The sequence below is a fragment of the Sulfurovum indicum genome (genome assembly GCF_014931715.1).
In the GTDB taxonomy this organism is placed as follows: domain Bacteria; phylum Campylobacterota; class Campylobacteria; order Campylobacterales; family Sulfurovaceae; genus Sulfurovum; species Sulfurovum indicum.
Genome location: NZ_CP063164.1, coordinates 1,066,888 through 1,092,559 on the forward strand (window position 1 = coordinate 1,066,888; position 25,672 = coordinate 1,092,559).

32 protein-coding genes are annotated in these 25,672 nt (G+C 43.4%); 13 read left to right on the forward strand and 19 right to left on the reverse strand.

Annotation, left to right across the window (positions count from 1 at the left end):
* Nucleotides 1-2: 2 nt before the first annotated feature.
* The 4 genes from IMZ28_RS05350 to IMZ28_RS05365 all read right to left on the reverse strand — a co-directional run bounded on the left by IMZ28_RS05350 (nt 3) and on the right by IMZ28_RS05365 (nt 4,461).
* Nucleotides 3-2,822, reverse strand: coding sequence for a helicase-related protein (locus IMZ28_RS05350; RefSeq protein ID WP_197549707.1), 2,820 nt, complete (start codon nt 2,820-2,822; stop codon nt 3-5).
* Between the two features lie 32 nt (nt 2,823-2,854).
* Entirely contained in the window at nt 2,855-3,181 is a 327-nt protein-coding gene (locus IMZ28_RS05355) for a hypothetical protein (protein WP_197549708.1), read from the reverse strand.
* A gap of 79 nt (nt 3,182-3,260) precedes the next feature.
* Complete coding sequence (locus IMZ28_RS05360) at nt 3,261-3,530, reverse strand: hypothetical protein (RefSeq protein ID WP_197549709.1); 270 nt, start codon at nt 3,528-3,530, stop codon at nt 3,261-3,263.
* Between the two features lie 166 nt (nt 3,531-3,696).
* Entirely contained in the window at nt 3,697-4,461 is a 765-nt protein-coding gene (locus tag IMZ28_RS05365; RefSeq protein ID WP_197549710.1) for a DUF6629 family protein, read from the reverse strand.
* Nucleotides 4,462-4,629: 168 nt separating this feature from the next.
* Here IMZ28_RS05365 and IMZ28_RS05370 point away from each other — a divergent pair, with 168 nt between their 5' ends.
* From IMZ28_RS05370 to IMZ28_RS05385, 4 genes are all read left to right on the forward strand, one after another.
* The gene (locus IMZ28_RS05370) at nt 4,630-5,181 is read left to right on the forward strand and encodes an HdeD family acid-resistance protein (protein ID WP_197549711.1); all 552 of its coding nucleotides are present in this window, start codon (nt 4,630-4,632) and stop codon (nt 5,179-5,181) included.
* The gene (locus IMZ28_RS05375; protein ID WP_232087524.1) at nt 5,171-5,464 is read left to right on the forward strand and encodes a hypothetical protein; all 294 of its coding nucleotides are present in this window, start codon (nt 5,171-5,173) and stop codon (nt 5,462-5,464) included. The genes IMZ28_RS05370 and IMZ28_RS05375 overlap by 11 nt, the downstream gene beginning before the upstream one ends.
* Nucleotides 5,465-5,646: 182 nt before the next feature.
* Complete coding sequence (locus tag IMZ28_RS05380) at nt 5,647-6,075, forward strand: DUF255 domain-containing protein (RefSeq protein ID WP_197549712.1); 429 nt, start codon at nt 5,647-5,649, stop codon at nt 6,073-6,075.
* An 88-nt stretch (nt 6,076-6,163) separates the two neighbouring features.
* Nucleotides 6,164-7,495, forward strand: a complete 1,332-nt coding sequence (locus tag IMZ28_RS05385; RefSeq protein WP_197549713.1) for a chloride channel protein — start codon at nt 6,164-6,166, stop codon at nt 7,493-7,495.
* Nucleotides 7,496-7,529: 34 nt separating this feature from the next.
* Here the strand turns inward: IMZ28_RS05385 and IMZ28_RS05390 are convergent, their stop codons facing one another.
* Both IMZ28_RS05390 and IMZ28_RS05395 read right to left on the reverse strand, forming a co-directional pair.
* Nucleotides 7,530-7,736, reverse strand: coding sequence for a hypothetical protein (locus IMZ28_RS05390; RefSeq protein ID WP_197549714.1), 207 nt, complete (start codon nt 7,734-7,736; stop codon nt 7,530-7,532).
* Between the two features lie 8 nt (nt 7,737-7,744).
* Nucleotides 7,745-7,954, reverse strand: a complete 210-nt coding sequence (locus IMZ28_RS05395; protein ID WP_197549715.1) for a hypothetical protein — start codon at nt 7,952-7,954, stop codon at nt 7,745-7,747.
* A 114-nt stretch (nt 7,955-8,068) separates the two neighbouring features.
* Between IMZ28_RS05395 and IMZ28_RS05400 the strand changes: the two genes are divergently transcribed.
* On the forward strand, nt 8,069-8,902 hold the full coding sequence (locus tag IMZ28_RS05400; RefSeq protein WP_197549716.1) for a toxin-antitoxin system YwqK family antitoxin: 834 nt from the start codon (nt 8,069-8,071) through the stop codon (nt 8,900-8,902).
* Between the two features lie 2 nt (nt 8,903-8,904).
* Here the strand turns inward: IMZ28_RS05400 and IMZ28_RS05405 are convergent, their stop codons facing one another.
* The 4 genes from IMZ28_RS05405 to metG form a co-directional block, all read right to left on the reverse strand.
* Nucleotides 8,905-10,191 carry an APC family permease gene (locus IMZ28_RS05405; protein WP_197549717.1) on the reverse strand — a complete coding sequence of 429 codons (1,287 nt, stop codon included), beginning with the start codon at nt 10,189-10,191 and terminating at the stop codon, nt 8,905-8,907.
* Between the two features lie 91 nt (nt 10,192-10,282).
* Entirely contained in the window at nt 10,283-11,191 is a 909-nt protein-coding gene (locus IMZ28_RS05410; protein ID WP_197549718.1) for a cation diffusion facilitator family transporter, read from the reverse strand.
* A gap of 110 nt (nt 11,192-11,301) precedes the next feature.
* Nucleotides 11,302-12,282: a hypothetical protein gene (locus tag IMZ28_RS05415; RefSeq protein ID WP_197549719.1), complete on the reverse strand. Its 981-nt coding sequence runs from the start codon at nt 12,280-12,282 to the stop codon at nt 11,302-11,304.
* Nucleotides 12,283-12,284: 2 nt separating this feature from the next.
* Nucleotides 12,285-14,255 (reverse strand): methionine--tRNA ligase, encoded by a 1,971-nt coding sequence (metG, locus tag IMZ28_RS05420; protein WP_197549720.1) that lies wholly within the window; start codon nt 14,253-14,255, stop codon nt 12,285-12,287.
* Nucleotides 14,256-14,362: 107 nt separating this feature from the next.
* On the opposite strand from metG, the gene IMZ28_RS05425 reads away from it, so the two are divergent.
* Both IMZ28_RS05425 and IMZ28_RS05430 read left to right on the forward strand, forming a co-directional pair.
* Nucleotides 14,363-14,623, forward strand: coding sequence for a GIY-YIG nuclease family protein (locus tag IMZ28_RS05425; RefSeq protein ID WP_197549721.1), 261 nt, complete (start codon nt 14,363-14,365; stop codon nt 14,621-14,623).
* A 28-nt stretch (nt 14,624-14,651) separates the two neighbouring features.
* Nucleotides 14,652-15,044 (forward strand): hypothetical protein, encoded by a 393-nt coding sequence (locus tag IMZ28_RS05430; protein WP_197549722.1) that lies wholly within the window; start codon nt 14,652-14,654, stop codon nt 15,042-15,044.
* A gap of 4 nt (nt 15,045-15,048) precedes the next feature.
* Here IMZ28_RS05430 and IMZ28_RS05435 read toward each other — a convergent pair whose 3' ends face one another.
* Genes IMZ28_RS05435 through mobB form a run of 3 tightly spaced genes read right to left on the reverse strand, consistent with a single transcriptional unit; the run spans nt 15,049 to nt 16,607 of the window.
* Nucleotides 15,049-15,246 (reverse strand): hypothetical protein, encoded by a 198-nt coding sequence (locus IMZ28_RS05435; protein ID WP_197549723.1) that lies wholly within the window; start codon nt 15,244-15,246, stop codon nt 15,049-15,051.
* On the reverse strand, nt 15,246-16,100 hold the full coding sequence (locus IMZ28_RS05440) for a class 1 fructose-bisphosphatase (protein ID WP_197549724.1): 855 nt from the start codon (nt 16,098-16,100) through the stop codon (nt 15,246-15,248). The genes IMZ28_RS05435 and IMZ28_RS05440 overlap by 1 nt, the downstream gene beginning before the upstream one ends.
* Before the next feature lie 9 nt (nt 16,101-16,109).
* Complete coding sequence (gene mobB / locus IMZ28_RS05445; RefSeq protein WP_197549725.1) at nt 16,110-16,607, reverse strand: molybdopterin-guanine dinucleotide biosynthesis protein B; 498 nt, start codon at nt 16,605-16,607, stop codon at nt 16,110-16,112.
* An 89-nt stretch (nt 16,608-16,696) separates the two neighbouring features.
* Here mobB and IMZ28_RS05450 point away from each other — a divergent pair, with 89 nt between their 5' ends.
* Nucleotides 16,697-17,215 (forward strand): hypothetical protein, encoded by a 519-nt coding sequence (locus IMZ28_RS05450; protein WP_197549726.1) that lies wholly within the window; start codon nt 16,697-16,699, stop codon nt 17,213-17,215.
* A 15-nt stretch (nt 17,216-17,230) separates the two neighbouring features.
* Here the strand turns inward: IMZ28_RS05450 and IMZ28_RS05455 are convergent, their stop codons facing one another.
* The 5 genes from IMZ28_RS05455 to IMZ28_RS05475 form a co-directional block, all read right to left on the reverse strand.
* Nucleotides 17,231-18,520 carry a lytic transglycosylase domain-containing protein gene (locus tag IMZ28_RS05455; RefSeq protein WP_197549727.1) on the reverse strand — a complete coding sequence of 430 codons (1,290 nt, stop codon included), beginning with the start codon at nt 18,518-18,520 and terminating at the stop codon, nt 17,231-17,233.
* Between the two features lie 4 nt (nt 18,521-18,524).
* Complete coding sequence (locus IMZ28_RS05460; protein ID WP_197549728.1) at nt 18,525-18,800, reverse strand: YggT family protein; 276 nt, start codon at nt 18,798-18,800, stop codon at nt 18,525-18,527.
* Entirely contained in the window at nt 18,797-20,107 is a 1,311-nt protein-coding gene (gene gltX, locus IMZ28_RS05465) for a glutamate--tRNA ligase (protein ID WP_197549729.1), read from the reverse strand. Before gltX ends, IMZ28_RS05460 begins: the two co-directional genes overlap by 4 nt.
* A 74-nt stretch (nt 20,108-20,181) precedes the next feature.
* Nucleotides 20,182-20,676, reverse strand: coding sequence for a hypothetical protein (locus IMZ28_RS05470; RefSeq protein ID WP_197549730.1), 495 nt, complete (start codon nt 20,674-20,676; stop codon nt 20,182-20,184).
* Nucleotides 20,677-20,688: 12 nt separating this feature from the next.
* Nucleotides 20,689-21,426: an exonuclease domain-containing protein gene (locus IMZ28_RS05475; protein WP_197549731.1), complete on the reverse strand. Its 738-nt coding sequence runs from the start codon at nt 21,424-21,426 to the stop codon at nt 20,689-20,691.
* Nucleotides 21,427-21,544: 118 nt separating this feature from the next.
* Here IMZ28_RS05475 and IMZ28_RS05480 point away from each other — a divergent pair, with 118 nt between their 5' ends.
* Genes IMZ28_RS05480 through IMZ28_RS05500 form a run of 5 tightly spaced genes read left to right on the forward strand, consistent with a single transcriptional unit; the run spans nt 21,545 to nt 25,264 of the window.
* A complete protein-coding gene (locus tag IMZ28_RS05480) occupies nt 21,545-22,012 on the forward strand; it encodes an iron-sulfur cluster assembly scaffold protein (protein WP_197549732.1) in 468 nt (155 codons plus the stop codon).
* Nucleotides 21,990-22,826: a hypothetical protein gene (locus IMZ28_RS05485; RefSeq protein WP_232087525.1), complete on the forward strand. Its 837-nt coding sequence runs from the start codon at nt 21,990-21,992 to the stop codon at nt 22,824-22,826. The genes IMZ28_RS05480 and IMZ28_RS05485 overlap by 23 nt, the downstream gene beginning before the upstream one ends.
* Entirely contained in the window at nt 22,819-23,637 is an 819-nt protein-coding gene (locus IMZ28_RS05490; RefSeq protein WP_197549733.1) for a phosphatidylserine decarboxylase, read from the forward strand. Before IMZ28_RS05485 ends, IMZ28_RS05490 begins: the two co-directional genes overlap by 8 nt.
* A gap of 40 nt (nt 23,638-23,677) precedes the next feature.
* Nucleotides 23,678-24,607 (forward strand): PDC sensor domain-containing protein, encoded by a 930-nt coding sequence (locus tag IMZ28_RS05495; protein WP_197549734.1) that lies wholly within the window; start codon nt 23,678-23,680, stop codon nt 24,605-24,607.
* A gap of 6 nt (nt 24,608-24,613) precedes the next feature.
* Entirely contained in the window at nt 24,614-25,264 is a 651-nt protein-coding gene (locus IMZ28_RS05500) for an HAD family hydrolase (protein WP_197549735.1), read from the forward strand.
* On the opposite strand, the gene IMZ28_RS05505 is transcribed toward IMZ28_RS05500, so the two are convergent.
* Entirely contained in the window at nt 25,246-25,557 is a 312-nt protein-coding gene (locus tag IMZ28_RS05505) for a hypothetical protein (protein ID WP_197549736.1), read from the reverse strand. The genes IMZ28_RS05500 and IMZ28_RS05505 overlap by 19 nt on opposite strands.
* Nucleotides 25,558-25,672: the final 115 nt, after the last annotated feature.

Genomic DNA, 25,672 nt, shown 5'->3' on the forward strand with positions numbered 1-25,672 from the left:
ATCTATTTTCTCCTTTTTCTGCTGTATCCGCTGCGATAATGGGAGGAGGTGTTTGATCCGCGTTTACCGCTGCTGTGACAGGCATCACAGATAGAGTAGCGGTAGGAGAAGTCAAGTACCTTCCCGCATCTTCTGCATTTTTTGGTGAAATGCCCCTGCCGAAGGGAGTTCTCTATGTAGTTATTAAGCCGTATACGTGCCTGTATAGCTTTTTGGGTATCTTCAAAGAGGTCAGGAAATTTGAAACTGAGCCAGAGATAGAGTGAGATCTCTCTGACCCGGTCTTCTGCGTTGAGCAGCATATCATTTGTCTGTGCAAAGGCCGGCAGGTCACGCGGAGGGATGTAAAGTACTTTGCTGCCTGCTTCGATCTGACGGATATAGCGGTGGAAGACCGATTCGATGTAGGGAGAGGAGATACTTGCCGGTGCGCAGCTGAGATAGTAACGGGTCTTAAGGTCAAGGTCATACTCATCCACGATCGCGGCGATCTCAAGCATCGATTCGATATTGGCGGCAACAAAGGGGCCGTCAAACTCCATGTTCTCCGCAAAGAAACCCAGAATGGTCGTAATATTCTCCGTTTCAAGTATTTCTCCAATGAGCATAACATGTTCGAGACTTGCCATAACCGAGACAGGAAGTTCAATATCGGTAAGAGGCGTATGAAAGGCTTTGTTGATAGTCTTGAGTGCATTCTCATCAATCGCACCCACATGACCTTTCTCTTCAAAGCCGTAACGTCCTGCACGTCCTGCTATCTGGAGTACTTCACTCGGGTGCAATTCTCTTCGTCTGAGACCATCGAACTTGTTGTCTTTTGCAAAGAGCAGCGTCCTAATAGGAAGGTTCAGTCCCATAGCGATGGCATCTGTGGCGACAAGTATTTCACTCTCTCCTTCCCTGAAGCGTCTTGCCTCTTCACGGCGTACTTCCGGTGAGAGGTTTCCGTAAACAACGGAAACGCGGTATTTCCCGGAGAGCTGCTGTTTGAGGGAGAGTACATCACGTCTTGAAAAGGCGACAACCGCAGTTTGCGGCTGGATCTTTTTCAATGGGGTAGGGTATCTCATTATCTCAAGCGGATTCTTACGCTCAAAATGCTTCACTTCCAGAGGCTCATCCAGATAGGCGCAGAGCTCTTCCACTGCACTCAGGGTATCGATTGAACCTGTCAGAATGACTTTTTTTGCGGGTACACCGATAAGTGCATTCGCCCATGCCCATCCGCGGTCACGGTCTGCGATCATCTGTATCTCATCGATGACACAGACATCGACATCGACCGAGCCGTTCATCATCTCGATGGTAGAAGAGATATGGGTAGACTCTTCATCGATGATCTCCTCTTCTCCGGTAATAAGAGAGACAGAAACGCCATCAGCCTTGAGGTTTTCGTAGCCCTCCAGGGCCAAAAGACGCAATGGAGCAAGATAGTAGCCGGTTGTTGCTTCTTTGAGTACTTTGAGTGCCTGGTAGGTCTTTCCCGAGTTGGTAGGTCCTACATGAAAGATGATCTTTCGTTTGAGCTCGCGTGCAAGGGGGAAGAGGTTCTTGAAGTCCCGGATGGTCTTGGCAAGCAGCTCTTCCCGTTTCTGTTTGGCAAGTAGCGGCTTGATGTATTCTCCAAAATGAAAGAGAATACGTCGTTTGCTCTTCTCTTTGAACTTAAGTGTACCCGAACTTTGTACCTGCGGTGCAACGAATCGGACGATGAACTCTTCAAGGACTTTCTCCTCAAGATCAAGTTTTTCACTCATAAGCCTCATCTCTTCAAGCAGATCATTGACAGCTGCTTTAAAGTGTGCCAAAAGATCATCGTTGACACGGTTGATATCCTCTTTTACAGGAGACTCCTCTCCGCGCCAGATCAGACTGTAAAGGAACGGTTTTTCATATGAGACGGAGGTGCTGTAGTAGAGCATTGTACCAAAGAGATCATGGAATTTCTCTTTTTCGACAATGATATGGTCCGTACTCTCGAACAGATGATATTTTTCACTAATATTCTTTAATATTTTTTCAATAGTGTCAAAACGTATCGGTGCATGATAGAGTGCCTCCTCCGGAGACATTTTTTTGAGTGCCCCGGTGATCATCTCTTCATTTAGATAAGGATGCGGTTTTGCATAAAGTGCCTCAAGAAAGCTCTCTATCTCCTCCTGTCTCCTGGTAATGGTCACTTCTTTGGTTTGTTGCAGTTTTTCAATAATCTCATTCTCTTCCAGTTCCCAAAGTTCATCCAGCGGCAGGGGGTCTGAAGTACACAAAAGCAGTTTATTGAAATCATGTTTTTTCAGTGCAAAGGTAAAACTGTGTGTGAACTCCATTTCATTAAGGGTATTAAAAACGATATTCAGTGACTTCTCAAGTCTGCCAAGTCTCTCTTTCATGCGCAGATAATGAAGTTTGTTGATAACCTTTTCAGGTGTGATCTTGGCACTTTTGACATCAATGAAGGTTTCCAAAATGAGATTTTCTTCATGTTTGGTATGCTCGATCCCTTCAAGTATCCGGAGTATCTTCTCTACCCTGTCCAGAGGACGTTTTGTTCTGTCATGGTGTGCTGCTCTGTAGGTCTGAGTCAGATAGGAGACAATCAGTTCACGTACTCCGGCACCCTCTTCACTCCATACACGGCGCAGGGCACGTACCATATCTTCATGTTCGTAGGAGGGAAGCTTGAGCTCCAGCAGCATTACAAGTTCTATAAGTTTGTCATCATCAAGTGTGTTGACTCCCTCATCAAAGGGAAGTCCGTTAAAGTAGTTTCGAATTTTATTGTTAAGTTTGATCAGGTATTTTTTCTTCTTTTTAGCCATGGGGTATTATAGCCAAAAGCTTGTACAAAAGGTTAATCTACTGTTCGTATATCGATAAGCTCTACTCCGTCACACTCTTTTTTCAGGCGTTTGTGTTTGCGTGCATCCTCTTCAGCCAGTTCCAGCAGGTCTGCAAAATCGTTTTTGCTTGCTTTGAAAGTGTAGACCTCCTTTTCTGTTTTGAGGAAAACGGCAGTGTCATCTTTGCTGCTGAGTACGATGTTACGCAATCCTTTTGCAAATTCAGCTTTAATGGCACGCATCACTTTTTCATTTTCAAGCAGTTTTGACAGTGTTACTTCAAGAGAAACATCATTCTTGCACATGACCGTATAGTCAACTTCCATCATTCCTTCCATCTTCTTTCTCCATGTATGATATATTGTATGATAGTTTAATTCTGGCATATTTGCAAAAAATATGTCATATTGTCATATTCTATTTCAATATAACGACGTCATTGTTGATATAGTAGACATCCTGATTCAAGGTATTTCTCTCTCCATCTTCATGCGTACGATAGTCACATACAGTCATCCACCCTTTTGGACTCTGTTTCACGGGAGTACATCTAAGTTCTTCAATCGCTTCCGGATGTTTATACTGTTTTTTCCAATACTCTCTGACCACATAAGGTGTGTCCGTCATATGGTAGACACGGGGTTTGGAACCGAACTTTTCAATAAAGGTCTTTTGCTCCAGATACATTTTCTCTGCATTTTTTTTGGATGGATCCAGTACAGAGGGAGCCTTCTCAGCCGGAAGTGCAGCATGTCACAAAGGTTCTGTCAACCATAATAGAAAAAGAATAAGCACAGCTATTATATACTTTAGCATGAGTTACCCCACCCCTTTTTTCTATATTATATCGTATTTACTGAAACGGCAGGAGACGATTGAATCTTTGTATTTTTTTCCGAAGTCCCGGATAACGTTTTTCCAGGTTCTCAAGTTCTGTTTTGAGCTTTTTACTCAATCCATGCTGTTTTGTACGTATCATCTGCAAAAATGCAATACGCCTTTCAACAAAATAAACATAGAGCAGTCCGCTGACAGAGGCAGCATAAAGACACCAGACAGAGGTCAGTCCGTAAGGATTGATCAGATAGATAAGCAGGATACCGATAAAGTTCAGCCAGCCAAAAAGCTGAATGGCAATGCTTCGGCTCAGCATAAGAGCTCCGCAGGTAGTCAACACATAGCCAACTCCCAGCCATAACTGATCGGTTACAGGGTTACGGTAGTAGAGTACTCCATTGACGATACTTACCTCGGTCGGTTTTATATTGAGTCCCCATAATGAGTATACTGTCAGAAAGGCTCCAAGATACATTAAAAGTGCGATCAGGTTTTTACGTACCCCTCTGGGTTCAAGCAGCCACACTGCCAACGGAACGAGAAACTGCAGTATGCCCTGGGCATAAAAGACAAACAGTGTTTCTGCCATTTGCAGGGCTCTCGGATTGATAAGGTGGTCCATTCCCAGCCAGACGAAACCCTGAGTGAACTGATGCAGGGAAAAGAGCAGCGGCAGAGATGCAAGAACCACTTCATTGGGAGTACTCACCTTCTTCAGTGTTAAAATACCTACTGCAAAGATAGCCCCGGAGAGAGTAAAACTCATTATGGCAAAAAACAAGAACTCTCCTTTTGGATATGAGATAAAAACATTATATCAAAAAGAGATATGACAGTGCCTAATACGCGGTTATCCTTTTCCCCCGCTATAACATGACTCAGTATCAATTGATATTTGATTAACAAATCAGGAATATAATTAGGTGTAAGCTAAAAAAAAGGATCAAGGATGTGGAAATATCCAAAAGAGTTTGAACAGCTTGAAATGTTTAAGAAGAATGCAAAAAGAGTAGGGGTCATATTGATGATCATAGGGGTTCTTGCGGCGATCTTTCCTGTCGCTGCATCTTTGACAACACTCTTTTTTGCAGCATGGATACTTTTGATAAGTGCTTTGCTCACAGGATATTTTACCTATAAAAGTGATGCTTCGGACTGGAGGGGATGGCTGAAGAGTCTTATTCTCTTCGGTGCAGGGACTTATATGGTCATCTTCCCGGCAGGAGGTATTGCAACTTTGGGACTGCTTTTCTCTATCTACTTTTTCATGGATGCATTCAGCAGTTTTATGCTGGCATCCTCATTTTACCCCAATAAAGGATGGGGTATCTGGGTGATCAATGCCATACTTTCACTGATAATAGCGCTTATATTTGTGACAGGATGGCCGCAAACTTCCATCGTTCTGATTGGTCTTTTGGTAGGGTTCAGCCTCTTCTTTGACGGTTTTGCACTGATAATGGGTGCGAAACTGTTCGATAAGTGGACTGATGTCAGGTAAACAGAAGAAGGCCTTTGGACTCTGGTCGGCTGTCTTTCTGGGTATAGGCTCAATGGTCGGAGCAGGTATCTTTATTGTCATCGGTGAAGCCGGTGCGATCGCAGGGAACCTCGTCTGGCTCTCTTTTCTGCTCAGCGGCTATTCGCTGGCCAAACTAGCCATTGTCTATCCTTCACAGGGAGGTATTGCAGAGTATCTCGTACAGGGATTTGGCGAAGGTGTTTTCTCGGGCAGTGTAGGGATACTTTTCTATTTCTCCCAGTATTGGCAACCAGAGTCGTAAAAGAAGTATACCTTCAAAGAGAGAAGATACAATATAGAGTTATAGAGTACACCCAAAACTTCTTCCCATATTGCGGGAATATGGAGTTAACAGAGAAAATAGATGAATTGATCCGCTCCAGCAGGGATGCTCTTAAGGTATATTTTTAGATAATAAAAGATCACAAAAAAATAAGGTCAGGTATGAAACTATTTTTACTCTCTCTTATGCTTACATATGGACTGATAGCAACGGATGCTATGGATGCGGCCAAAAAACTGGGTGCAGAGAACAACTATGCAGAGGCCATTGCAAAAGCACAAAAAGAAAAAAAGATGCTGGTTATGGTGATCGTCAAAAAGAACTGCCGATGGTGTGATAAGATCGTCAACCAAACACTGAGTGACGAAAGAGTCAAAAAAATACTTGAGAAAGATTTTATCACCCTCATTGTTGACAGAAATGCCCGTTTTCCCAGTGAATTTAGAGAGAATTTCTTTCCTTCTATTTTCTACATAGATTATACGACACAGAAAAGTGTCTATGAAAATGTCGGTTTTGTCGGAACAAAATGTTTTCTTAATGACCTGGCAGGTGCACTCAAAACACGGAATGCTCTTTATGAACAGTAAATAGTATACGGCAATAAAAACAGAAGCCTCTTTCGGGGCTAGCGGTAAAGAAACTTTCTAGAACATAAATATATAAGGAAAAGAAAAGATGATATTAAAACTGATCACAGCCGCAGTATTGACAGGTTTGATCAGTGGTTTCTTTATAACCTTCTATGAACTCCTTATTTCCTTTCTGACCCGTTTCTTCTTCATGGGCGACCCTTTTAAAACCATTCCTACACTGCCGGTCTGGTATCTCTACGCACTGCCTACAGTTGCCATATTTGTGGTCAACTATCTGATCAGCAGGGATAAACATATCAGAGAGTACGGGGTCTCGGATATTGCCGACTCGATCGTTCGCAATGAGATGATACTGAAGGTCAAAACACTCTTTTTAAAAATCATTGCTTCGGCACTTTCGCTCTCAACCGGTTTTGCTGTAGGGACGGAGGGACCCAGTGCAGGGATCGGTGCGATGATCGCCTACCAGATCCATAAACTCTTCAAACTGCCTCAGATGCTGATCAAGATGATGATCAGTGTCGGTGCGAGCAGCGGGATCGCAGCGATCTTCGTCTCACCGCTTACGGGTATAGCATTTGCCATCGAAAATATCGCTTACCAGTTTATCAAACAGTATGTCACCTATCTTATTCTTGCCTCAGTCATCGCCTTTGCGATCAGTATCAACTATCTGGAACCAATCATCTTCAAACATTCAACGGGACGGGATCTGGAGTTGAACTATATTTATGCCAATCTTCTTTTTATCCCGTTCATTACAGCATTTGTCTACTTCTACCTTTTCCTGAAACAGCGTCTTTTGCATTTCATAGACCTTGAGATCTTCAAAAAATTCAGCAGATACCGAAACTATATCTTTGCATTGATCGGGGGAAGTGTGGTTGGAACAGTATTGCTGATCGAACCGCATGCAGCCTTTTCAGGGAAAGCGGTTGTAACGCATCTGATGAATATTGAGAGCAAGATACCGCTCTATTTTATTTTGGGTATTATTGTGTTACGCATCATCGGTACGACAGTTGCCATCTATTCCAATGCTGTAGGCGGGATATTCCTTCCCCTGATGAGCATTGGTGCGCTGATAGGATACGGATTTGCCGAAGCCTTCAGTGTGGTCCATTTTCCGGTTGAACCTTTTTATTTTGCAGCGATCGGTGCGGCTGTCTTTATGGGTGTGCTGATGAAACTTCCGCTGACAGCTGTGATACTTGCTATGGAGACGACATTCGATTACAATGTTGTGATCGCAACAGGGATCAGTGTGGTTCTGGTGGAGTATCTCTCAAATCTCTATTTCCATATCATACGCCAAAATGCGACAAAAACCCACAAGTCACCGGAAAAATCGGCAGCACAAAAAGAGGGGAATAACGAAACTTCTGTATCTGAGCCGGAAGAGAAAACGAATTGAAGGGTTTTCTGGGTATCGGCCCGATGACTTTGGTTTAAATCAACCCAAGTTCGGCAAGGAATGCCTTGACATTGGGAGAGACCTCACTGAGCTTTTCAATAAGGGTTCCCCATGCCTTGTCTTCAGCATACCACTCTTCAATACGTTTGAAAGAATCACTCTTCTCCTCTTCACTCAAGGCATTGGTCTTGTCCAGGTTCTCTCTGATCGTTTCAAGGTGCTTAAGATTGCTTTTACTCATTTTTTTCCTTAATAGTTGTCGTATTTTCCGGCATTGATGTCTGTTTTGATCTCATCGATGGCCTCTTGCATCGCATCAATGATCAGTTCGGCTGATTTTCTGTCGTCGTTTTCGGGGATATCCCAGTCAAAGATCTTCATATTGGCTTTGAAAACAGTAACAATTTCGGCTTTTATCTCATCTTTCTGTTTTTCGATTTCCTGTGCTTGGGGAGTCATGTTTATCCTTTAAGATGTACTTGGGTAAATGATAACACTTTTTTGTTAATCAACAGCTCATTTAAAGTAGTGCGGGAGTAAAATCTTTCTATTTCGAATAAGCAGGAGGTTATTGTGTCATATTCATTGCAAGGCATGGCAAAGTTTGGAAAAGTGATAATATTGGTCTGTGCAGGTATACTCTTTGCCAAACCGCTTCCAAATCTGAAAGTTCTCTCTTCCGGTGAGGTTGTACTTGATGCAAAGCATATTGTATATGAGCAAAAAAATCCGACCATTCCCTATACCGGGAAAGTGCGCAGCTTCTATAAAAACGGAACACTCAAAGAAGAAAGAAACTATGTGAACGGTATAGAGGAGGGGATACGGACACAGTGGCACAGGAGCGGGAAGAAAAAATCCAGAACGCTTTACAGGAAAGGAAAAAAAGAGGGCTTGGAAGAGAAGTGGTACAGTAACGGACAGAAGAAGAGCGAGATCTACTTTCATGAAGGCAAAAGGGACGGTTCTGTAGTGTTGTGGTACAAAAGCGGTGAGAGAATGCTCCGTTATCACTTCAAAAACGGGAAGTACGATGGAGAGAATATCTCCTGGTATAAAAATGGTGTAAAAAAGAGTGTAGAACATTATAAAAACGGTAAAAAAGAGGGGTTATTCGCTGTCTATGCCGAAGATGGAACATTTAGAGAAAGAATGCACTACAAAGATGATAAACTGCATGGACTTCATGAAGCCTGGTACAGTAACGGACAAAAAAAGATAGAGCAGACCTACAGGAACGGTCTTCTTGACGGTGTAGAGAAAGTCTGGTACAAGAACGGTCAGATGCTGCATAAAGTTGAATTTAAAAACGGTCATCGCAGCGGTATTTCAAAGTACTGGAGAAGAGAGGGGAATCTTATTAATAATACGACTTATGAGGGTGGTATCCCCGTTTCCGGAAACTAGATTCACGAGCGCAGTCTGGCATAAGCCCAGGCACCAAGACTCAATAGAGCATAGATCCCCATGATGAAAAACAGCTGTTCAGGTTTTGTTATGTACTCATAATAGAGTATCAGTACTGTACCGACCGTCAAGCCTGTGATGGCTGTGAGCGTAAACAGTGTTGAGGAGTGTGTGGCTTTTCGTATTTTGAAGTTTGCTATCGCCATGAGCAGAGATACCAGCAGGAAAGTAATACTTCCAAACTCCAGAATAAGCCGTAACCCCCCAATAATAATAAGCACCGTTGCAGTCATTGCCATGGTGATGATCGCATTGTCAGGAATAGTGAGCTTACGGTTGGCAAGCCGATGAGGAAGGTAGCCGTCATCGGCAATACGTGCCATCTGCCGGGATGAACCGAACATCGTACCGCTGATAGCAGAACTGGTTGCAAGAATGGCTCCGAAGATCACCAGGTCCCGCCCCCAATGCCCCATGATCTCCTGAGCACCCGATGCCAAAGCATACTCTTTGTTTCGAATAAGATCTTCAGCGGGTATAGCCAGTACAGCTCCTATAGCGATAATAAAGTAGATAAGTGCTACAAGGACGACAGCCGTATAGATCGCTTTGGGTATATTGGTCTGGGGATCCTCCATATCATTCACAGCATTGATAACAAGCTGAAATCCCTCATATGCAACAAAAGTGATGGAAGCAACAATCAGAATACTGCCTATACTGCTGCGATCTATATCGTTAAGAAGAGTTTGAGAAAATGTGTGCAGATCGGTCTTCCCAAAGTAGATAAGGGAGACAGAGATGAGCAGAAGGATAATCAGCTTGGTATAGACCAGCAGATCTTCAATTTTTCCCATTCCCCGGACACTCCAGAGATTGACCCAGGCAAATACCCAGATAATACCTACAGCCACACTTTTTCGGACAAGTTCACTGTTGGCAAACTCGAATCCGCTGATACTGTAGGAAGAGAAGGTATAGGCATAAAGTGCCAGTGTACTGATATAGCCAAAGACAGTGTACCATCCTATAAAGGAAGCAGCTATGTGAGAATTTGGATAGGTCCGTTTAAAAAAGGCATATGTAGCCCCTTCATCTTGGTAGTAGGTACCCAGCTTTACATAAGAGTAGGCTGCAAAAAAAGCGATAAGACCACCCAGTGCAATAGCAAAGGGTGCCAAAAATCCCACAATTGATACAGAGATACCCAAAATAGTAAATATCCCTCCACCGACCATTCCGCCGACTGCAATGGCTACAAGTTCTTTAAGTCCAAGGTTTTTTTTCATTGATGTACTGTCTTGTTTTTTAGAGATGATTTAACTCTCATATTATATCATAGAGCACAAAACAGGGGACAGCTCAACGCATATTCCGGGTTTATACTTCATCTGCCACCATGCAGTGATGTCCTTCTGCATTGTACTCCATCTGGATGGTTGCGTGCTGTATGGCAAACCGTTCTTTTAACACTTTATGGATCTCATTGAGCTGTGCGTTGTTTATTGTTATGCTTTCGGTGATCAGGTGTGCAGACATTGCCGTCTGTGTAGTACTAAGCGGCCAGATATGCAGATCATGTATGGATATGATGTTCTCCAAAGAGAGCAGATAGGCTTTGACCTCTTCCGTATCAATATTCTGGGGTACTGCATCGATGGAGAGATTAACAGAATCTTTCAGCAAGCTCCAGGTACCGACAAAGATGAGAACCACAAGTATCATACTCAGCAGAGGATCGATCCAGAGCCATCCGGTGAAGATAATGAGAAGTCCGGCAATAACCACACCTGCAGAGACCGCTGTATCGGCCACCATATGCATATACGCGGCCTTGATATTGAGATCTTCCTTTTGCCCCTGAAGAAAAAGATATGCTGTAGCTGCATTGATAAAAACACCGATACCGGCTACAATAATGATAATAAGACCGTCAACACTTTCAGGATTTTTCAGCCGGTCTATTGCTTCAAAAAATATGGCTCCCAGAGCACTGATAAGAAGCATTGTACTGATTAATGAAGCAAGTATGGTTACCTTTTTCAATCCGTAGGTTCTGGTTTGTGTCGCAGTTTTTTGGGAAAGGTAGTAGGCACCCCAGGCAAGCAGCAGAGTAAACACATCGCTCAGGTTATGTCCTGCATCAGCGATGAGTGCCAGGGAATCGGCATAAAATCCGAAACTGATCTCAAGAATGACAAAGATGATATTCAGTGCAATGCCAAAGGAAAAGGCACGGTTATAGTTCATGATTTCAGTCTGGTGTTGATGCGCATGGTCGTGCGACATGAGTATCCTTCTGAGAAATAATTCCGGATTATACATTTTACGGGTTAAGATAGTCGGTTATATTATATCGAAGAAGGGTGGATTTATCCACCGTTTTAGAGAAGTTTGGCTCAAAAGAGGCTGTACTCTTCCTTGATCGTATTGAGAATGCTCTTGTCAGCATTGTAGATGAAAGCATAGTTGAAGTGCATACTCTTAAGAATATCCCGTACCTCTTCTTCTGTTTCAAACCAGTGCGGATGGTCGATTCCCGGTACTTTTGTCTTTGGCGGGGTCAAAACGATACTTTTTACCCACATGTTGCTGCGTTTGACATACTCTCTGGCCTTCTCGATATCAGGAAGATTGTCTGTGAAGATGGCTACCTTGTCGCTTTTACTGGACTTGGTATGGTTCAGATTCCCGTCGATGTGTACGGGGATGAAGTGTCTGGTGTACTTGACACGGTCGACTGAGTAGGGGAGTTCCTCATTGTTACAGAAGTTCACCACACGGAGCAGATACTCCAGGTGGAAAGGTGCCATCTCTTTTTCCTGGTAGACATATCCTCCGACTTTAAAGGTTGTTCTAAAGAGGGTGTCGGAGATAGGGTAGCCTTCTACTTCTCTGTTAAGCCTTGGTACATCCGGTTTGATAAGCTGCATCAGATCTTTGTTCGTTCCGACAAAAAGAGCATTGTCAGAGTTGAGTATCTGTTCGAACGCTTTGCGCCAGTCATCAGGGATGAAAGCAATATTTCCCTTGTGGGTAAGGATCATTTTCAGAAAACTCATCTCATGTTCAAGCAGGTAAAAGAACTTTGCCTCTTTTTTGATAATGACATAACGGATAAGTTTGAAGGCAGCCAGTTGAATATCAGAGACCTTGATCCATGCGATCTCATCATCTTTTTTAATGATCTCATTATTGTCATAGACAATAGCATAGGCACCGTTCTCGATGGCTTTGTCTATCTCTTCCTGGTTTGAAGAGAAGAAGAGGTCGCCCTGGTCTACTTTGGAAGGGTATACGGTAGCTGCTTCTATGGCATGTACTTTTGGTGTATTGGTCAACACACCTTCTGTGAGGTTTATGATATCTTCGATCTTCATTATTATCCTATAGGTGTACCCGGTTTTTTCGGTTTTTCAGGACGGATCATGCATAGACCGTCCTCATCTTTGGCTGCAAGGAGCATACCTTCACTCTTGTATCCCATCAGTTTGGCCGGTTTAAGATTGGCAACGACACAGACCTGGGTATTGAGCATCTCTTCTGCAGAATACCACTCTTTGATGCCCGCAACGATCTGTCGAGGTGCTTCTTCTCCAAGATCAACCTGAAGAAGAAGCAGTTTTTTACTCTTTGGCACCTCTTCCGCTTTTATCACCGTGCCGACTTTTAAAGATGTCTGAAAGAACTGGTCGATACCAATAAGCGCAACCCCTTCCTCTTTTTGCTTTTCCTTCTTCGTTTCCTGCTTCTCTGCTTTCTTAGTCTCTTTTTTAGACTTTGCAGGCACATCTTCGGGGGTGGCCTGTACCAAAAGAGGCTCTTCTATACGGGGGAACAAAGGTGGTATTTTTTCAATTGTGAATGTTTCCAGTACTCCTTTGGCTTTACAGAGGTGATTCCAGCTTGCATTGTCTATGGTAAAATGAAGTGCTGAAGCGATCTTTGAGCAGATCTCGGGCATAACAGGAGAGAGCATGACGGATACTTTCGCCAAAATCGCGGCAATAAGTCCATTCAATGCCATGGCTTCTTCCTCCCGTCCCTCTTTCATCAGTGTCCAGGGCTGATATTTGTCAATGGCTTTGTTGGCAACGGTCAGTGGTCTCCAAAGCTCTTCGAGGTAGCGGTGTATTTGCATTTCGAAAAGAAGAGGCTCGAGTTTTTCGAGTGAAGCTTCTACTTCATCAAGCTCAGCCTGATAGTATTTGGAAACATTGCCAGAGTCTACTTTGCCTTCAAAATATTTTCCGCTCATACCAATAAGTCGATTGAGAAGATTTCCAAGATCATTGCCAAGATCGGAATTGATACGGTCAATAAGCGCTTTTTGTGAGAAGTCGCCGTCACCGCCGAATGGCACCTCTCTCAGCATAAAGTATCGGAAGTTGTCCAGCCCGTACGCATCGGCTACCTCTTTGGGGTTGATCACATTGCCTTTGGACTTACTCATCTTCTCTCCGTCACGCGTCCACCATCCATGTGCAGCGATGTGCTTGGGCATTTCGAGACCAAGGCTCATCAAAAATGCAGGCCAGTAGATGGCATGGAAACGCAGGATATCTTTTCCGATCAGCTGTATTCGCGCAGGCCAGAAATCCATTTTGGCTTCATCTGTACCGTATCCGAGGGCAGTAACATAGTTCATCAATGCATCAAGCCAGACATACATCACGTGCTTGGGATCGTTCAGTTCTTCAGGAAGCTTTACCCCCCAGTCAAAACTGGTACGGGTGATGGAGAGGTCTTCAAGTCCCCCCTCTACAAAACGGATCACTTCATTTCTTTTACTCTTGGGCAGGATGCACTCAGGATTCTCCTCATACCACTTGAGCAGCTTCTCTTCGTAGGCAGAGAGCCTGAAAAAGTAGCTCTCCTCTTCTACAACGGTAGTAGGCTTTCCGCACTCAGGACAAAACTCACCGTCGACAAGCTGGATCTCCGGGAAGAAAGTTTCACAGGAGATACAGTAGTGCCCTTTATAGACATCTTTATAGATGTCACCGTTGTCATACATGACTTTGAAAGCTTTCTGTACCCCTTTCATATGGTCTGCATCGGTTGTTCTGATGAACTTGTCGTAGCTGATACCGAAATCATCCCAGAGATTCCTGAACGTTGCGGAGATCTCATCTGCATACTCCTGGGCGCTTTTCCCCCTGGCTTTGGCAGACTCTTCGATCTTCTGACCGTGTTCATCCGTTCCGGTAAGGAAAAAGGTCTCAAGACCTGTCATACGTGAGTATCGTGCCAATGTATCGGCAATAATAGTCGTATAGGCGTGGCCGATATGAGCAATATCGTTCACATAGTAAATAGGGGTAGTAATATAGGCTTTATGGCAAGATGACATAGATAAGGTTCCTTAAACAAATGAGTTTATTTAGTAAAAATTACCAACAGACGGTAAATAAAAGATATTTTAGCCAAAAAGTGCTGTATAGTTGGTAAACTTACAGTATGTATTATGTATATATCGTACAATGTGCGGATGAGACACTCTATACCGGTATTGCAACCGATGTGGAACGCCGCCTTGAAGAACATAACAACTCTGAAAAAGGAGCAAAGTATACCCGTGTCAGACGACCGGTAATGCTGGTTTACAGTGAGGCACTTCCCGATAGAAGCAGTGCGTTAAAACGAGAGTACGCGATCAAGAAAAAGATGAACAGAAAAGAGAAGCTTCAGCTCATAAAAAGTAGGCTGCACGCTCCTTAATACTTTTAAATATTAACAGGAGAGCATGATGTTCGGTCCCGAAACAAAGTTTAAAGAAAAAAAAGTCTTCAGTGCAGAAGAGAAACAGCGCATTATGCAGGAACTCAATGAAAAAAGACGGAAAGAACAGAAGTCAAAGGAGGCGATAAAACGTTACCTTTCAGATAAAAAGGTCTACCGTTACAAAGGTGGCGAATACTATAAGGTAAGTGATTACAAACAGAGTTTCTATATTACCGCTTCTGTTATACGTACGTTGGCTGACACGGTGCAGGAGGTAGAGTTGGAACGCAGCGGTTATACGGCAAACCGCACGCAAAAAGGCTTTATAAAATGGGACTGTATACGCGAATGCATCCTGATATCTCCAGACAGGGTGAAGGTATACTATAAACCATTCTATGTGGAAAAAATCCGATAAGAGGCTAAAACTCGAATCCCCCGCCGGTTCCCTTGTTCATACTGTCATATACTGCTTTGACATAGGCTTCACGCACTTCACAGACTAAAAGCTTTTCGCACTTCATGCAGCTTTGCAGATGTTTCTCTTTTTGGCAGGCTTCAAGTTCACTCTTCTTCTGCAGCAGAGCGATCTGCCACTCATCGAGTATCGCTTCAGCCATTATTTGCCAACTCCGTATGCCTCTTTGAGCTTTTCGATCTCATAGTTGGAACCAAAGAAACATGGACTGGTATCATGAGGATGCTCCGGAACAAGTTCCATCAGACGTCTGCCTTTATGGTCGACTGCCTGTCCTCCAGCCTGTTCGTACATGAATGCAAAAGGGATTACTTCAAAGAGTTGTCTGAGTTTGCCGTGAGGTTTGTCTGAAGTACCTGGGTATGAGAAAATACCGCCTCCTTTAAGAAGTATCTGATGCAGGTCCGGTACCATTCCTCCGGAATAGCGCAGTCTGTACCCTTCTGCAAAAAGATCGTCTACAAAGGTTTTATGATAGTCACACCAGTTCTGCTGTGTCCCGCCTGGAGCATTGAGCTTGCCTTTTTCACTGAGTTCGACCTCATTGCTGACAAGGTTGAAAAAACCGTTCTGTGCACGGTAGTGTTTAGGTCTTTCTCCTTTAACAGCTCTCATCAGTTCGATTCGCGGTCCATAGACGACATAAGCCGATGCCACAAGGTTCTCGGCTTTCAGCTCTCCCTCATAGATACCGAATATTGAACCTACTGAAAGGTTGACATCTGCAAGAGAGGAGCCGTCAAGCGGATCGTAGCAGATCGTATATTTGCCGTCATCATGCAGCAGAAGTTCTCCCTCTTTCTCTTCACTGACAAGTGATTTTACCAAAGAGACATTTTTAAATGCTTCTTCGATAATATAGTCACTTTTAACATCAAGCTTAAGCTGGTCTTCACCTGAAGAGTTCTCGGTATCGCTGTAGCCCAGGTCTTCTGTTTTGATGGCATGGTCTATTTTGAACGCGCACTGTTCGATCGTTTCAAATATTGTTAACATTCTTTTCCTTTATATGACTTTTGCATGGCGGCTGATCCAATCCAGTATGGCATCCAGGTCATTCAGATCGAGTATGTCAATATGCCCGGGGAGTGTATACTCTGAAAGATCAATACTGTCATCAATTGCGATTGCTTCGGAACATTCAAAATAGCTTTCATCAATCTTGTTCCTGAAAATGGCGATACGGGGAAGCGGCAGTGTTTTCAGTCCTTCGACGAGCAAAATATCAAAATCATTTACCATTGAGACTATCTCATCAAGGCGTTTTTCCCTGTGTGAGAAATAAGTGGTCCTTGTAGGTGATGTTACAACAACTTCTGCACCGGTCTGGAAAAATCTATGACTGTCCTTGCCTTCAACATCGAAGGCAGCTTTGTCTTTCGGGTCATTTTTGATGATCGCAACTTTTTTTGTAACGATCAGGGCTTTTGCAACTTTCTCAACCAGTGTTGTCTTTCCGCTTCCTGACGGACCGGTAAATGCAACGGCTACTCTTGTCTTCACGTCTTTTGTCCTTATATGTTCATTAGTGGGATTATACATCAATCTTTATTGAAACTATGTTAAAATCATAACGAACTGAAGGAGAGCAAATGCGTATTGTCTTATGGAGTGTTATTCTTGCTGCTCTTCTTGCCGGATGCAGTACAACGAACGAAGAGAGAGTGCTTCTGCAGCGTTATGAAAAAAAGAAACATTATCATAAAAAACTTCTTAAAACGGAAAAAGTACAACTTTATGAGGGAGATCTCACCAAAGTAATGCTGACGGCAACCTACCTGAATACGTCACCTGCGAAAGAGGATGCGAGAGAGGATGAACGTTTTGTCGTAGGGCTCTACGTAGATGATGAAACAGAAGCAAGCAGAGCATTTGATTTCAATCTGACGCTCAACGGCAGGGAACCCAAAAGTATCACTCCCCTAAAACAGGGAGACAGACACCTGAAGGAGATTTCATTTGTCACAGAATGGAACCGCTTTTTTCTTGTCACGTTCCCTTATGTAGAAGAGGAGAGATTTGACCTTCTTTTTGAAAGTGAAAAGTACGGTAAAGGCAGGCTGAACTTTGCCAAAAAGGCCAAATATACTTTTACGAAAAAGGCATTTTAGAGGTAAGTAGAAGTATTATTTTCTAAACCGGTCTGTCTGATAGGGGTCTGTCAATGTCTTGATGAACGGCAGCAGACGTGTCGGTTTTCCCAGCTTGTTCATATAGACCACATAATTGGTAAGTACACGTTTCCCATACTCCCTTGCCTCAACATTGGTCATCTTCTCCATACTCAGATAGGGTTCAAACGGTCCAGGTCTGAAGTTCCCCCTTTTTCGTAGCAGCCGTCTGGTAAAACCGATACCGCCATTATAGGCATAGGCTATAAAGAGTGGATGGTAAAGGTATGTTGTCAGATAATCGAGATGATAGTCTGCATATTCGATCGCTTTATAGGGATCGAAGATATCATCATAGTCGATACGCTCACCTTTTTCTTTTGAAACATGGTCGATCAGAAAAGGCATGAACTGCATCATCCCCAATGCAAAAGAGCGGGAGACCGATGCCGGTACAAAACGGCTCTCCTGTCTGGCGATGGCATAGATGAGTGCCTGTCGCTCTATAGAGTAGCGCTCCATGATATCCCGGTAGGGCATAGGAAAATAGGATTTTGTAAAGTTGCAGGCACGTGCTTTGATATAGGTATGCATACCAATGGTCTCTTTGGATGCACACTCCTGGGCAAGGTCCTCAAGATCGGTTCCCGGTGTGAAAAGCTTCTGTTTCATCTTTGCCCAGTCAATAGGGTCTTCCGCATCAATCCCCCATATACTGTTTTTTGTGATATTAGGGGTAATGATCGTTCTGGGGTATTTGCTTTTTGTCAGGTCAGCGGCAAGAAGTGTATACATATTGATATGGTAGCTCTGTTTGAGCGTATCGAGATAATTTTTGTCTTTGGTCACCAGGTAGAGCCAGAAGAGTGCTTTGTCTTTTTCCCAGCGTTCCGTATATATCCGGTAGGCTGAGTTGAAGAACTCTGCTGCACGTTTGAGCTGTTTACGCTGGACAAGTGAGATCGCTTTTCTAAAGGCATAATTTCCCTGTGCTCGGTTCTTCCATTTTTCGGGATCATCAACACGATAGAGCGCTCCTTTTGGTTTGACCTTTGGGTAGGAACCGGTTTTTTTACGATATGCCTCTTTCAGTTTTTTATTCAGGTGGCTTACCTCCTGAATAATAGCCCGTGCCTGTGATGCAGTGGTATCGGGCTGTTTGAGGAAGCGCCAGATATAGTAGTCCTTCTCTATACTCTGAGGCATACGGTGTACCTGTGAGTAGTTGAAGGTCTTTTTTGCCGATAAAGGTGCTGTACTCAATACGACCAGGAGAAGGATCGGCAAAAAACGGTGCAGTTTCATAACTTTATCCCAACAGAGCCCGCATCATGAAGGTATCGATGAATTGCAGCCCCAGGATAATGACCAGAGGAGAGAGATCGATACCGGAGATGATCAGAAACGGCATCTTCTGTCTCAGCCATTGATAGACCGGATCGGTAAGTCTGTAAAGTGTCTGTACGATCGGATTGCTCGGGTCCGGACGTACAAAGCTCAAAAGAGCCGAGATAATGACGATCCAGATGTAGATGGTAATGACTGTGTGGATCAACTGTACAATAGAATAGATAAATGCGCTCATGAGGCAACCTCCAGTAGATAAGATTTGATATAAGGGTAGATATCGCTCAGTTCAGGTCCGTGTTCCGCACCGGTAAGCAGAAGTCTGAGGGGCTTAAAAAAGTTTTTGCCTTTTAGACCGCTCTCTTTCATAATATATGACTTGAACTCATCGAAGGTATCGATCATCGGGGCTTGGGCAATAAGTTTTTCCATGACTCTCATCTGCTCACCCCACTCATTATCAAAGTTCTTCGGGGAAAAAATAGGACGAATCCTGGCTTCAAGTTCATTAATGGTGCTTGCCTCTTCCAGATAGACTTTTGCCAGTTTGCCTATATCAGCATCGGCAAACCCAAAGAGGGCAGAAAGCTTTTTGTCGTCCATCATCTTGAGGTGTTCACGGTTGAGGAACCGGAGTTTGTCAATATCGAACTTGGCAGCAGATCTGGAGATATTCTCCAGCTTGAACCATTCAATGGCTTCAGGCAGTGTAAAGATCTCTTTAGGTGCTTTGGCATTACCAAGCAGCAGCAGGTAATTCATGATAGCATCAGGGATAAAGCCCTGTTCAAAAAGCCATTTGACCGATGATGCTTTGTCCCGTTTGCTCATCTTCTTGCCGTGTTCATTGAGAATGATAGGCAGATGTGCATAGGTTGTCTCTTCTGTATAGCCAAGCATCTCTTTGATGTGGATCTGCTTTGGTGTATTGGAGAGGTGGTCCTCACCGCGGATAATGAAGTCTACGCCGCTGAGCATGTCATCACATGCACATGCAAAGTTATAGGTAGGTGTTCCGTCAGCACGAAGGATGACAAAACTGTCCACTTCATTGGGGGCCGTGATAATATCTCCTTTTATCAGGTCATGGTTGATAATGTCATGCTCCGGACGCCTGATGCGTATGACGAAAGGTTCACCACTCTCTTTGAGTTTGGCATATTCTGCTTTATCTACTGTGAAACAGCGACCGCTGTAACGGTAGGCAATCCTCTTTGCTTTTGCCTCTTCCCTGTCTGCCTCAAGCTGTTCAGGCGTACAGGTACAGACAAATGCTTTTCCTTCTTCGAGAAGACGTACTGCAAGTGTCTGATGCATATGCAAATGTTCACTTTGATGATGTACGCTGTCATGCACAATTGAGAATTTTTCAAGGATCTGCATGATCTCTGTATCCTTCCCTTCAATATTGCGCTCTTTGTCTGTATCTTCTATACGTACCATAAAAGGTTCGTTACGCTGTTTTGCAACAAGGTAGTTGAGTATAGCCACACGCAGGTTTCCTATGTGCATATCACCCGTAGGCGAGGGGGCAAATCTTAACATCTAAATGACTCCGGTAATCGTTAATTTTTTTAATAGTGTATTATAGAAGGTTTTACTGAATATTAACACAATATTCACTTTTGTTTGAGGGGTGAGGGGAGATACTTTGTATAGCTGGTGCTTACTCCCTTTTCATTTATTATGGTCATTTTTTTGTCAGTAAGCAGTGTAATGGTGTTGATACGGATGGGACTCTCTGTGAGACGGGACTGGTATACGGCTGCCAATGCTTCCATAGAGCGTTTTGTGATCGTGCGTGATACCTCTTTGGCAAAAGGGACTTCGATCTTTTGAATAACCAGAACCAGTGTCGTGGTATGACGTTTCCAGATACCTGTTGCTCTGAACTGAAGATCTTTGATGAAGTGTTCATCTTTTTTGAGGCTGACAAGGATAGTTATATCAAGCGTATGGTCTGCTTTAAGGCCAAGTATCTCTTTTTCTGTAATATGAGTCCTGTTCGCACTGGTTGAGTGGGTTACGATCTGCCACCTTCCTACGGTCATGTCATCTACAGACCCTGCCGGAAGTGAGACTGCAAATAACAATATTATGAGCAATGTTCTCATAAAAGTATCCTGTCAGCCCAAGTACTGCTTCAGTGTATATTCCATATCCTCATCAAGGTCAAGACTCCTGTACATCCACTGCAGATACCCCATATCTTCACGGGAAACCTCTTCAATATTACGGTCTTTGTATTTCCCGAACTTGAAGGTCTTGATCAGTACCGGTGTCTGTGTCAGCTGGGCCATCTTCTGCATCGGATTGATACCCGGAAACTTCTCCTGTGTCAGCTGTACCAGTCTGGAGAGCAGAAGTTTCATAACAAGGACATCGCCAATGGCATCATGCGCTTTGATGGTAATACCGATCTTTTCAGCCTCCTCTGCTTCTGTCTTGTAGAGTTCCAGAGCATAACGCAGATACTGCAGTCTGTGATAGGTATATTCCGGAAGGAGGTGTCTAGCCACGCGTACGGTATCGATAAGGGTATAGTGGTTGACAAAGCCCTCTTTTTCCAGCATTCCCAGGTCGAATCCTATGTTGTGTGCAATGAGATAGTTCTCTTTTTTGTTGTACTCTTCAACCTTTTTGGCAAACTTTGTCTCTGAAAAAGGAGCTTTTCCTTCGATAATCTCAGGGGTGATATTGTGTACCTCCATGGCCTCGATACTGATGGGAACCGAGGTCGAACAGAGTTCATCGAAGATCTCGATATTCTTTTTGTCATGCACTATCATAGCCCCTATCTGTATAATACGGTCATTCTCCTGGTTTCCTGTGGTCTCTGTATCGAAAAGTACGTAAACTGCCATCTGTTTTTATTCCTTGAACTCTAAATCGTGCCAAATCATACCTAATTTCATCTAATATTCCCAACTCTCAATCACAGATGGTATAATTAAACCAAAATATGATTATGAGGAGAGGGGCATGTCTATGGATACAGTGCTTATCGAACATATGATGAATCCTAAAAACTACGGTACACTGCCGTTGTCCAATGCTGAAGGGATAGGTAAAAATCCTGAGAACGGGGAGAAGGTTGCGATCTATATTCATGTAAAAGAGGATGAAGAGAAGCCTTATATTGACAATATAGCGTTCCAGGCCATCGGGTGTTCTACTACTATTGTTGCCGGCTCTATGCTGACAGAAGAGGCAAAAGGACTTACATTGGATGGGGCCAGAAACCTTGTCGATGCAACAATGAAGCTCCTTGACAAACTGCCGCCGGAAGATGCCGCCTGCTCAGAAATGGTCGCATTGGCTATCAAGGCAGCGGTCGACACCTATGAGAAACGCAGGGAGGAGTCTGACTATCCTCCATTTACATACCGTGTGAGCAATACATGTACCCCAAAAGATGAGGAGATAAATGATGAAAACACTGTTGATTAAAACACATGAAGCTTGGCTTGAAATGCTCATGGCAGGATTTATGAGCCACACACAAAGCAAACAGGTCCTGTTTGACTTTTCCGATATTCTTTTCAGACATTTTACATGGATAGAACAAGAGCTTATAGATACAGGGGAGAGTTATGATTACGACCGTGACAATATTCCTATCAAGGTAGCGCGCCTGGACGATATGCTCAAAGCGATTATCGCAAGACTTCTGGAAATAGACCTCCAGCTTGTCGGTATGGAGAATAAAGACCTGGCTTCACGAATTGCAACGGATATTGCCTACATGACCGGTGTACTGCATGAGATGAACGATGAAGTGGTTACTGCTTTCAACATGGAAAGAAAGCTTCCCGGTACCTCTTTGACAGAAGAAGCGACCGATGCACTGACCCTGTTCCTCTTCGATGAAAGCTATAAAGAGTATGAACTCATCATGATCTATAACTATCTTAAAGCTCACAGTAACGATGCATATCTGAACAGGATTTTTCAGATCCTTATTGATGAAAGCTTCTTCCATCTCAAGTCGTTTGGAGAGATGATGTCAAAAATGGGTATTTTGGCTGTTCCGAGGGTTATTATGAAAGAGCTCTATCAGGTAGATGATGTGATAAGCTTTCTTAAGGATGGTATAGAAGAAGAGTTTGCTGCCAAAGAAGAGTGTAAAAAACTCTCCGATGCAGTAGGGAAAGATTCACAGGAGTTGGCAAAATTCTTTGATTTTATCAACTATCAGGAGAACTACCATATCGCACTTATGAAAGATGCACTCAAATACTATGAAAAGGAAATAAATGGCTAAAAAGCATTTTACATCCGTACTTTCAAACTCTTTTGGAAAATTCGCTTCAAAAGCATTTCCCGCACCGGTACAGTGTTTCATCAATACTGCTTATGTGAAACTTATGGGGCTGGATATGAGTGAGTTCAAAGAACCCTGCTGTTATGAAACACTCAATAAGCTTTTTACAAGAGCGCTGGAAAAACCACGGCCCCTTCCCAAAGATGAAAATCTGTTTATCTCAGGAGCCGATGCCCTTATTACGGATGCCGGAACGGTCAAAGAGGGTAAAGCCTACCAGATCAAAGGTATGCGTTACAGTATCGAAGAGCTTTTCGGTCCTTATCATCAGGAGGCCGCGGCCAAAATGGAAGGAGGGGAGTTCATCAACTTCTATCTCTCTCCCAGAGATTACCACAGATACCATATGCCGATGCGGCTTAAAGTAAATACCCTGACACATATCCCTGGAAAGCACTATCCGGTGAACTTTCCGCTGCTTCGCAACAAGAGAGATCTCTTTATTGAAAATGAAAGGGTGGTCATTGAGTGTGAGGATGAAAAAGGCAGGGTGCAGGTACTTGTACTCGTAGCCGCACTGAATGTAGGCCAAATGGTTGTTACATTTGAAGAAAATGTAAGAACAAACTCGGAGATCAGAGAACCTGTTCACTACAGATACGAAGATCTCTGGGTGGAAAGAGGAGAGTTCTACGGATGGTTTGAGATGGGTTCCACTATCCTGACTTTCTCCCAAAAAGGAAGTATTGTTCCTGAAGTTGCGATCAATCAGAAGGTATCTTTTGGTGATATCCTGGGGAAGATCTGTTAAAGATGGATCAATAAAGAAAATAAATTGAAAGGAAAATAAAATGTTAGTAGTCAAAGAGATACAGGAGTACGCGCAGATACGTACCAAAGCCAGAGCCTATCTCTGCTATATCATGAGCCGTAATATCTCTCAGAGTATTGAAAAAGATGAGGCTGCAACACTCGATATGGTCATCAGCAAGATCAAAAATCTCAAGGAGGCGATCCCCCATGCCGAAGTGATCTACGCTATTGACGGAAACGGTATCCAGATAGTTGACAACATCTCTTCCAAGGCAAAACTCAATGGTTTTGGAAAAGGAGAGGACAGGAGTGATCGCGCATACTACTACAAGACACTTAAAGAGCATCGCTGTATCCTGACCGATCCTTACCCGTCACTGGTAAGCAATGAACTGGTGGTGACCGCTTCTTTCCCTCTTTATGATACACAAAACAAACTGGTTGCTATAATCTGTGTGGATATTACGCTTAAAAATATTCTGAAAATGGTTCATCCAAGTTCAATAGATTCTAATTTCGGAGTGGCAAGCAAATGGGTCTATGGTGCATTTTCAATCGCACTGATGGGAGTAGCACTTCTGCTTTTTATCAAAGGTATTACCAGCTTTTTACATTTTGGCGTGGATTTCAGCAATATCGATATCAATGAAGTGTTCAAGTCAACCATTCTGCTGACCCTCTCTCTTGCCATTGCCGACCTTGTCAAGGCGATCTTTGAAGAGGAGGTCCTGGGGAAAGAGAGGAAGAACGGCAATGCGGATGAGACCCATCAGACGATGGTGAAGTTCCTGGGGTCCATCATTATTGCCCTCTCCATTGAAGCACTGATGCTGGTATTCAAGTCGGCACTGACAGATCCCAGCAAGATCGAGTATGCAGTCTATCTGATTGTTGGGGTCTCATTTTTACTGGTAAGTTTGTCTCTGTATATCAAGTTCAGTCGTCCTGAGCCAAGAACACGAAAGTAAGTCTATATGTTTAAAAAACTGATTATTTTCGATATGGACGGGACCTTGGTGAACTCATCCGTCACTATTGCCAATGCCATCAATTATGTCAGAAAACAGCTTGGCTTTGAACCTCTGGATACAGAGTATATTCTTGAGAGGGTAAATGACCATACCATTAATCCTGCACAGGTTTTTTATCATACACAGAAGTTTGAACGCGATCATGAGAAGTGGTTTACAGAGTATTATACAAAGAACCATGATAAAGAACTGGTCCTTTACGAAGGTATCAATGAACTTCTTGTCTCTCTAAGAGAGCAGGGGCACAAGCTTGCCGTTGCCACCAATGCCTACAGAAGTTCTACTATTGAGTCCCTTACCCATCTCGGTATTTATGTACTCTTTGATGCTATAGCCTGCTATGACGATGTCCATAAAGGAAAACCTTATCCGGATATGCTTTTCAAACTGCTTGAAGAACTTGAAACAGAGAAAGAAGAGGCACTTTTTATAGGTGACGGTCCGCGTGATGAAATGGCGGCGAAAAGAGCAGGGATTGACTATCTCATGGTTGACTGGGGATTTACCAACCATGAAAAAAAGGTTATTGGCAGTGTAGAAGAGTTAAAGACAATTCTTTTGAAGGATCACAAAGATCAGATATCGTCCCTGTAGACATCAGTGATATCAAAGTCATAGTCCGGTTCAATAACGGGTACATCAGGAAGAGAGTTCGGGTCCACTTCGTGTGACTTGAGATCATACGCATCACCCTGATAGAACTTTTGTTCTCTCGCATACTTTTTTTCCCGTTCCATCTGTTCTTTAAGCTGCTTTTTGAGACGTTCGGATTTGGAAGTATTGCTCTCTTTTTGTTTTATACCACTCTTTGGAGCAGCATTTGTTTCAGCGTAGAGGGCAAGTGTTGTCAATACAGAGAAGAGTGTTAAAAGAGATCCTATTTTCATAAATTCACCTTATTATAATAATATGTATGGATTATACAATAAAAATATAGGAAAGGCAATACAAAAAAGATCGGTCATATTTCATGGGTATATGGTAAGAATGAGGATCTAGATA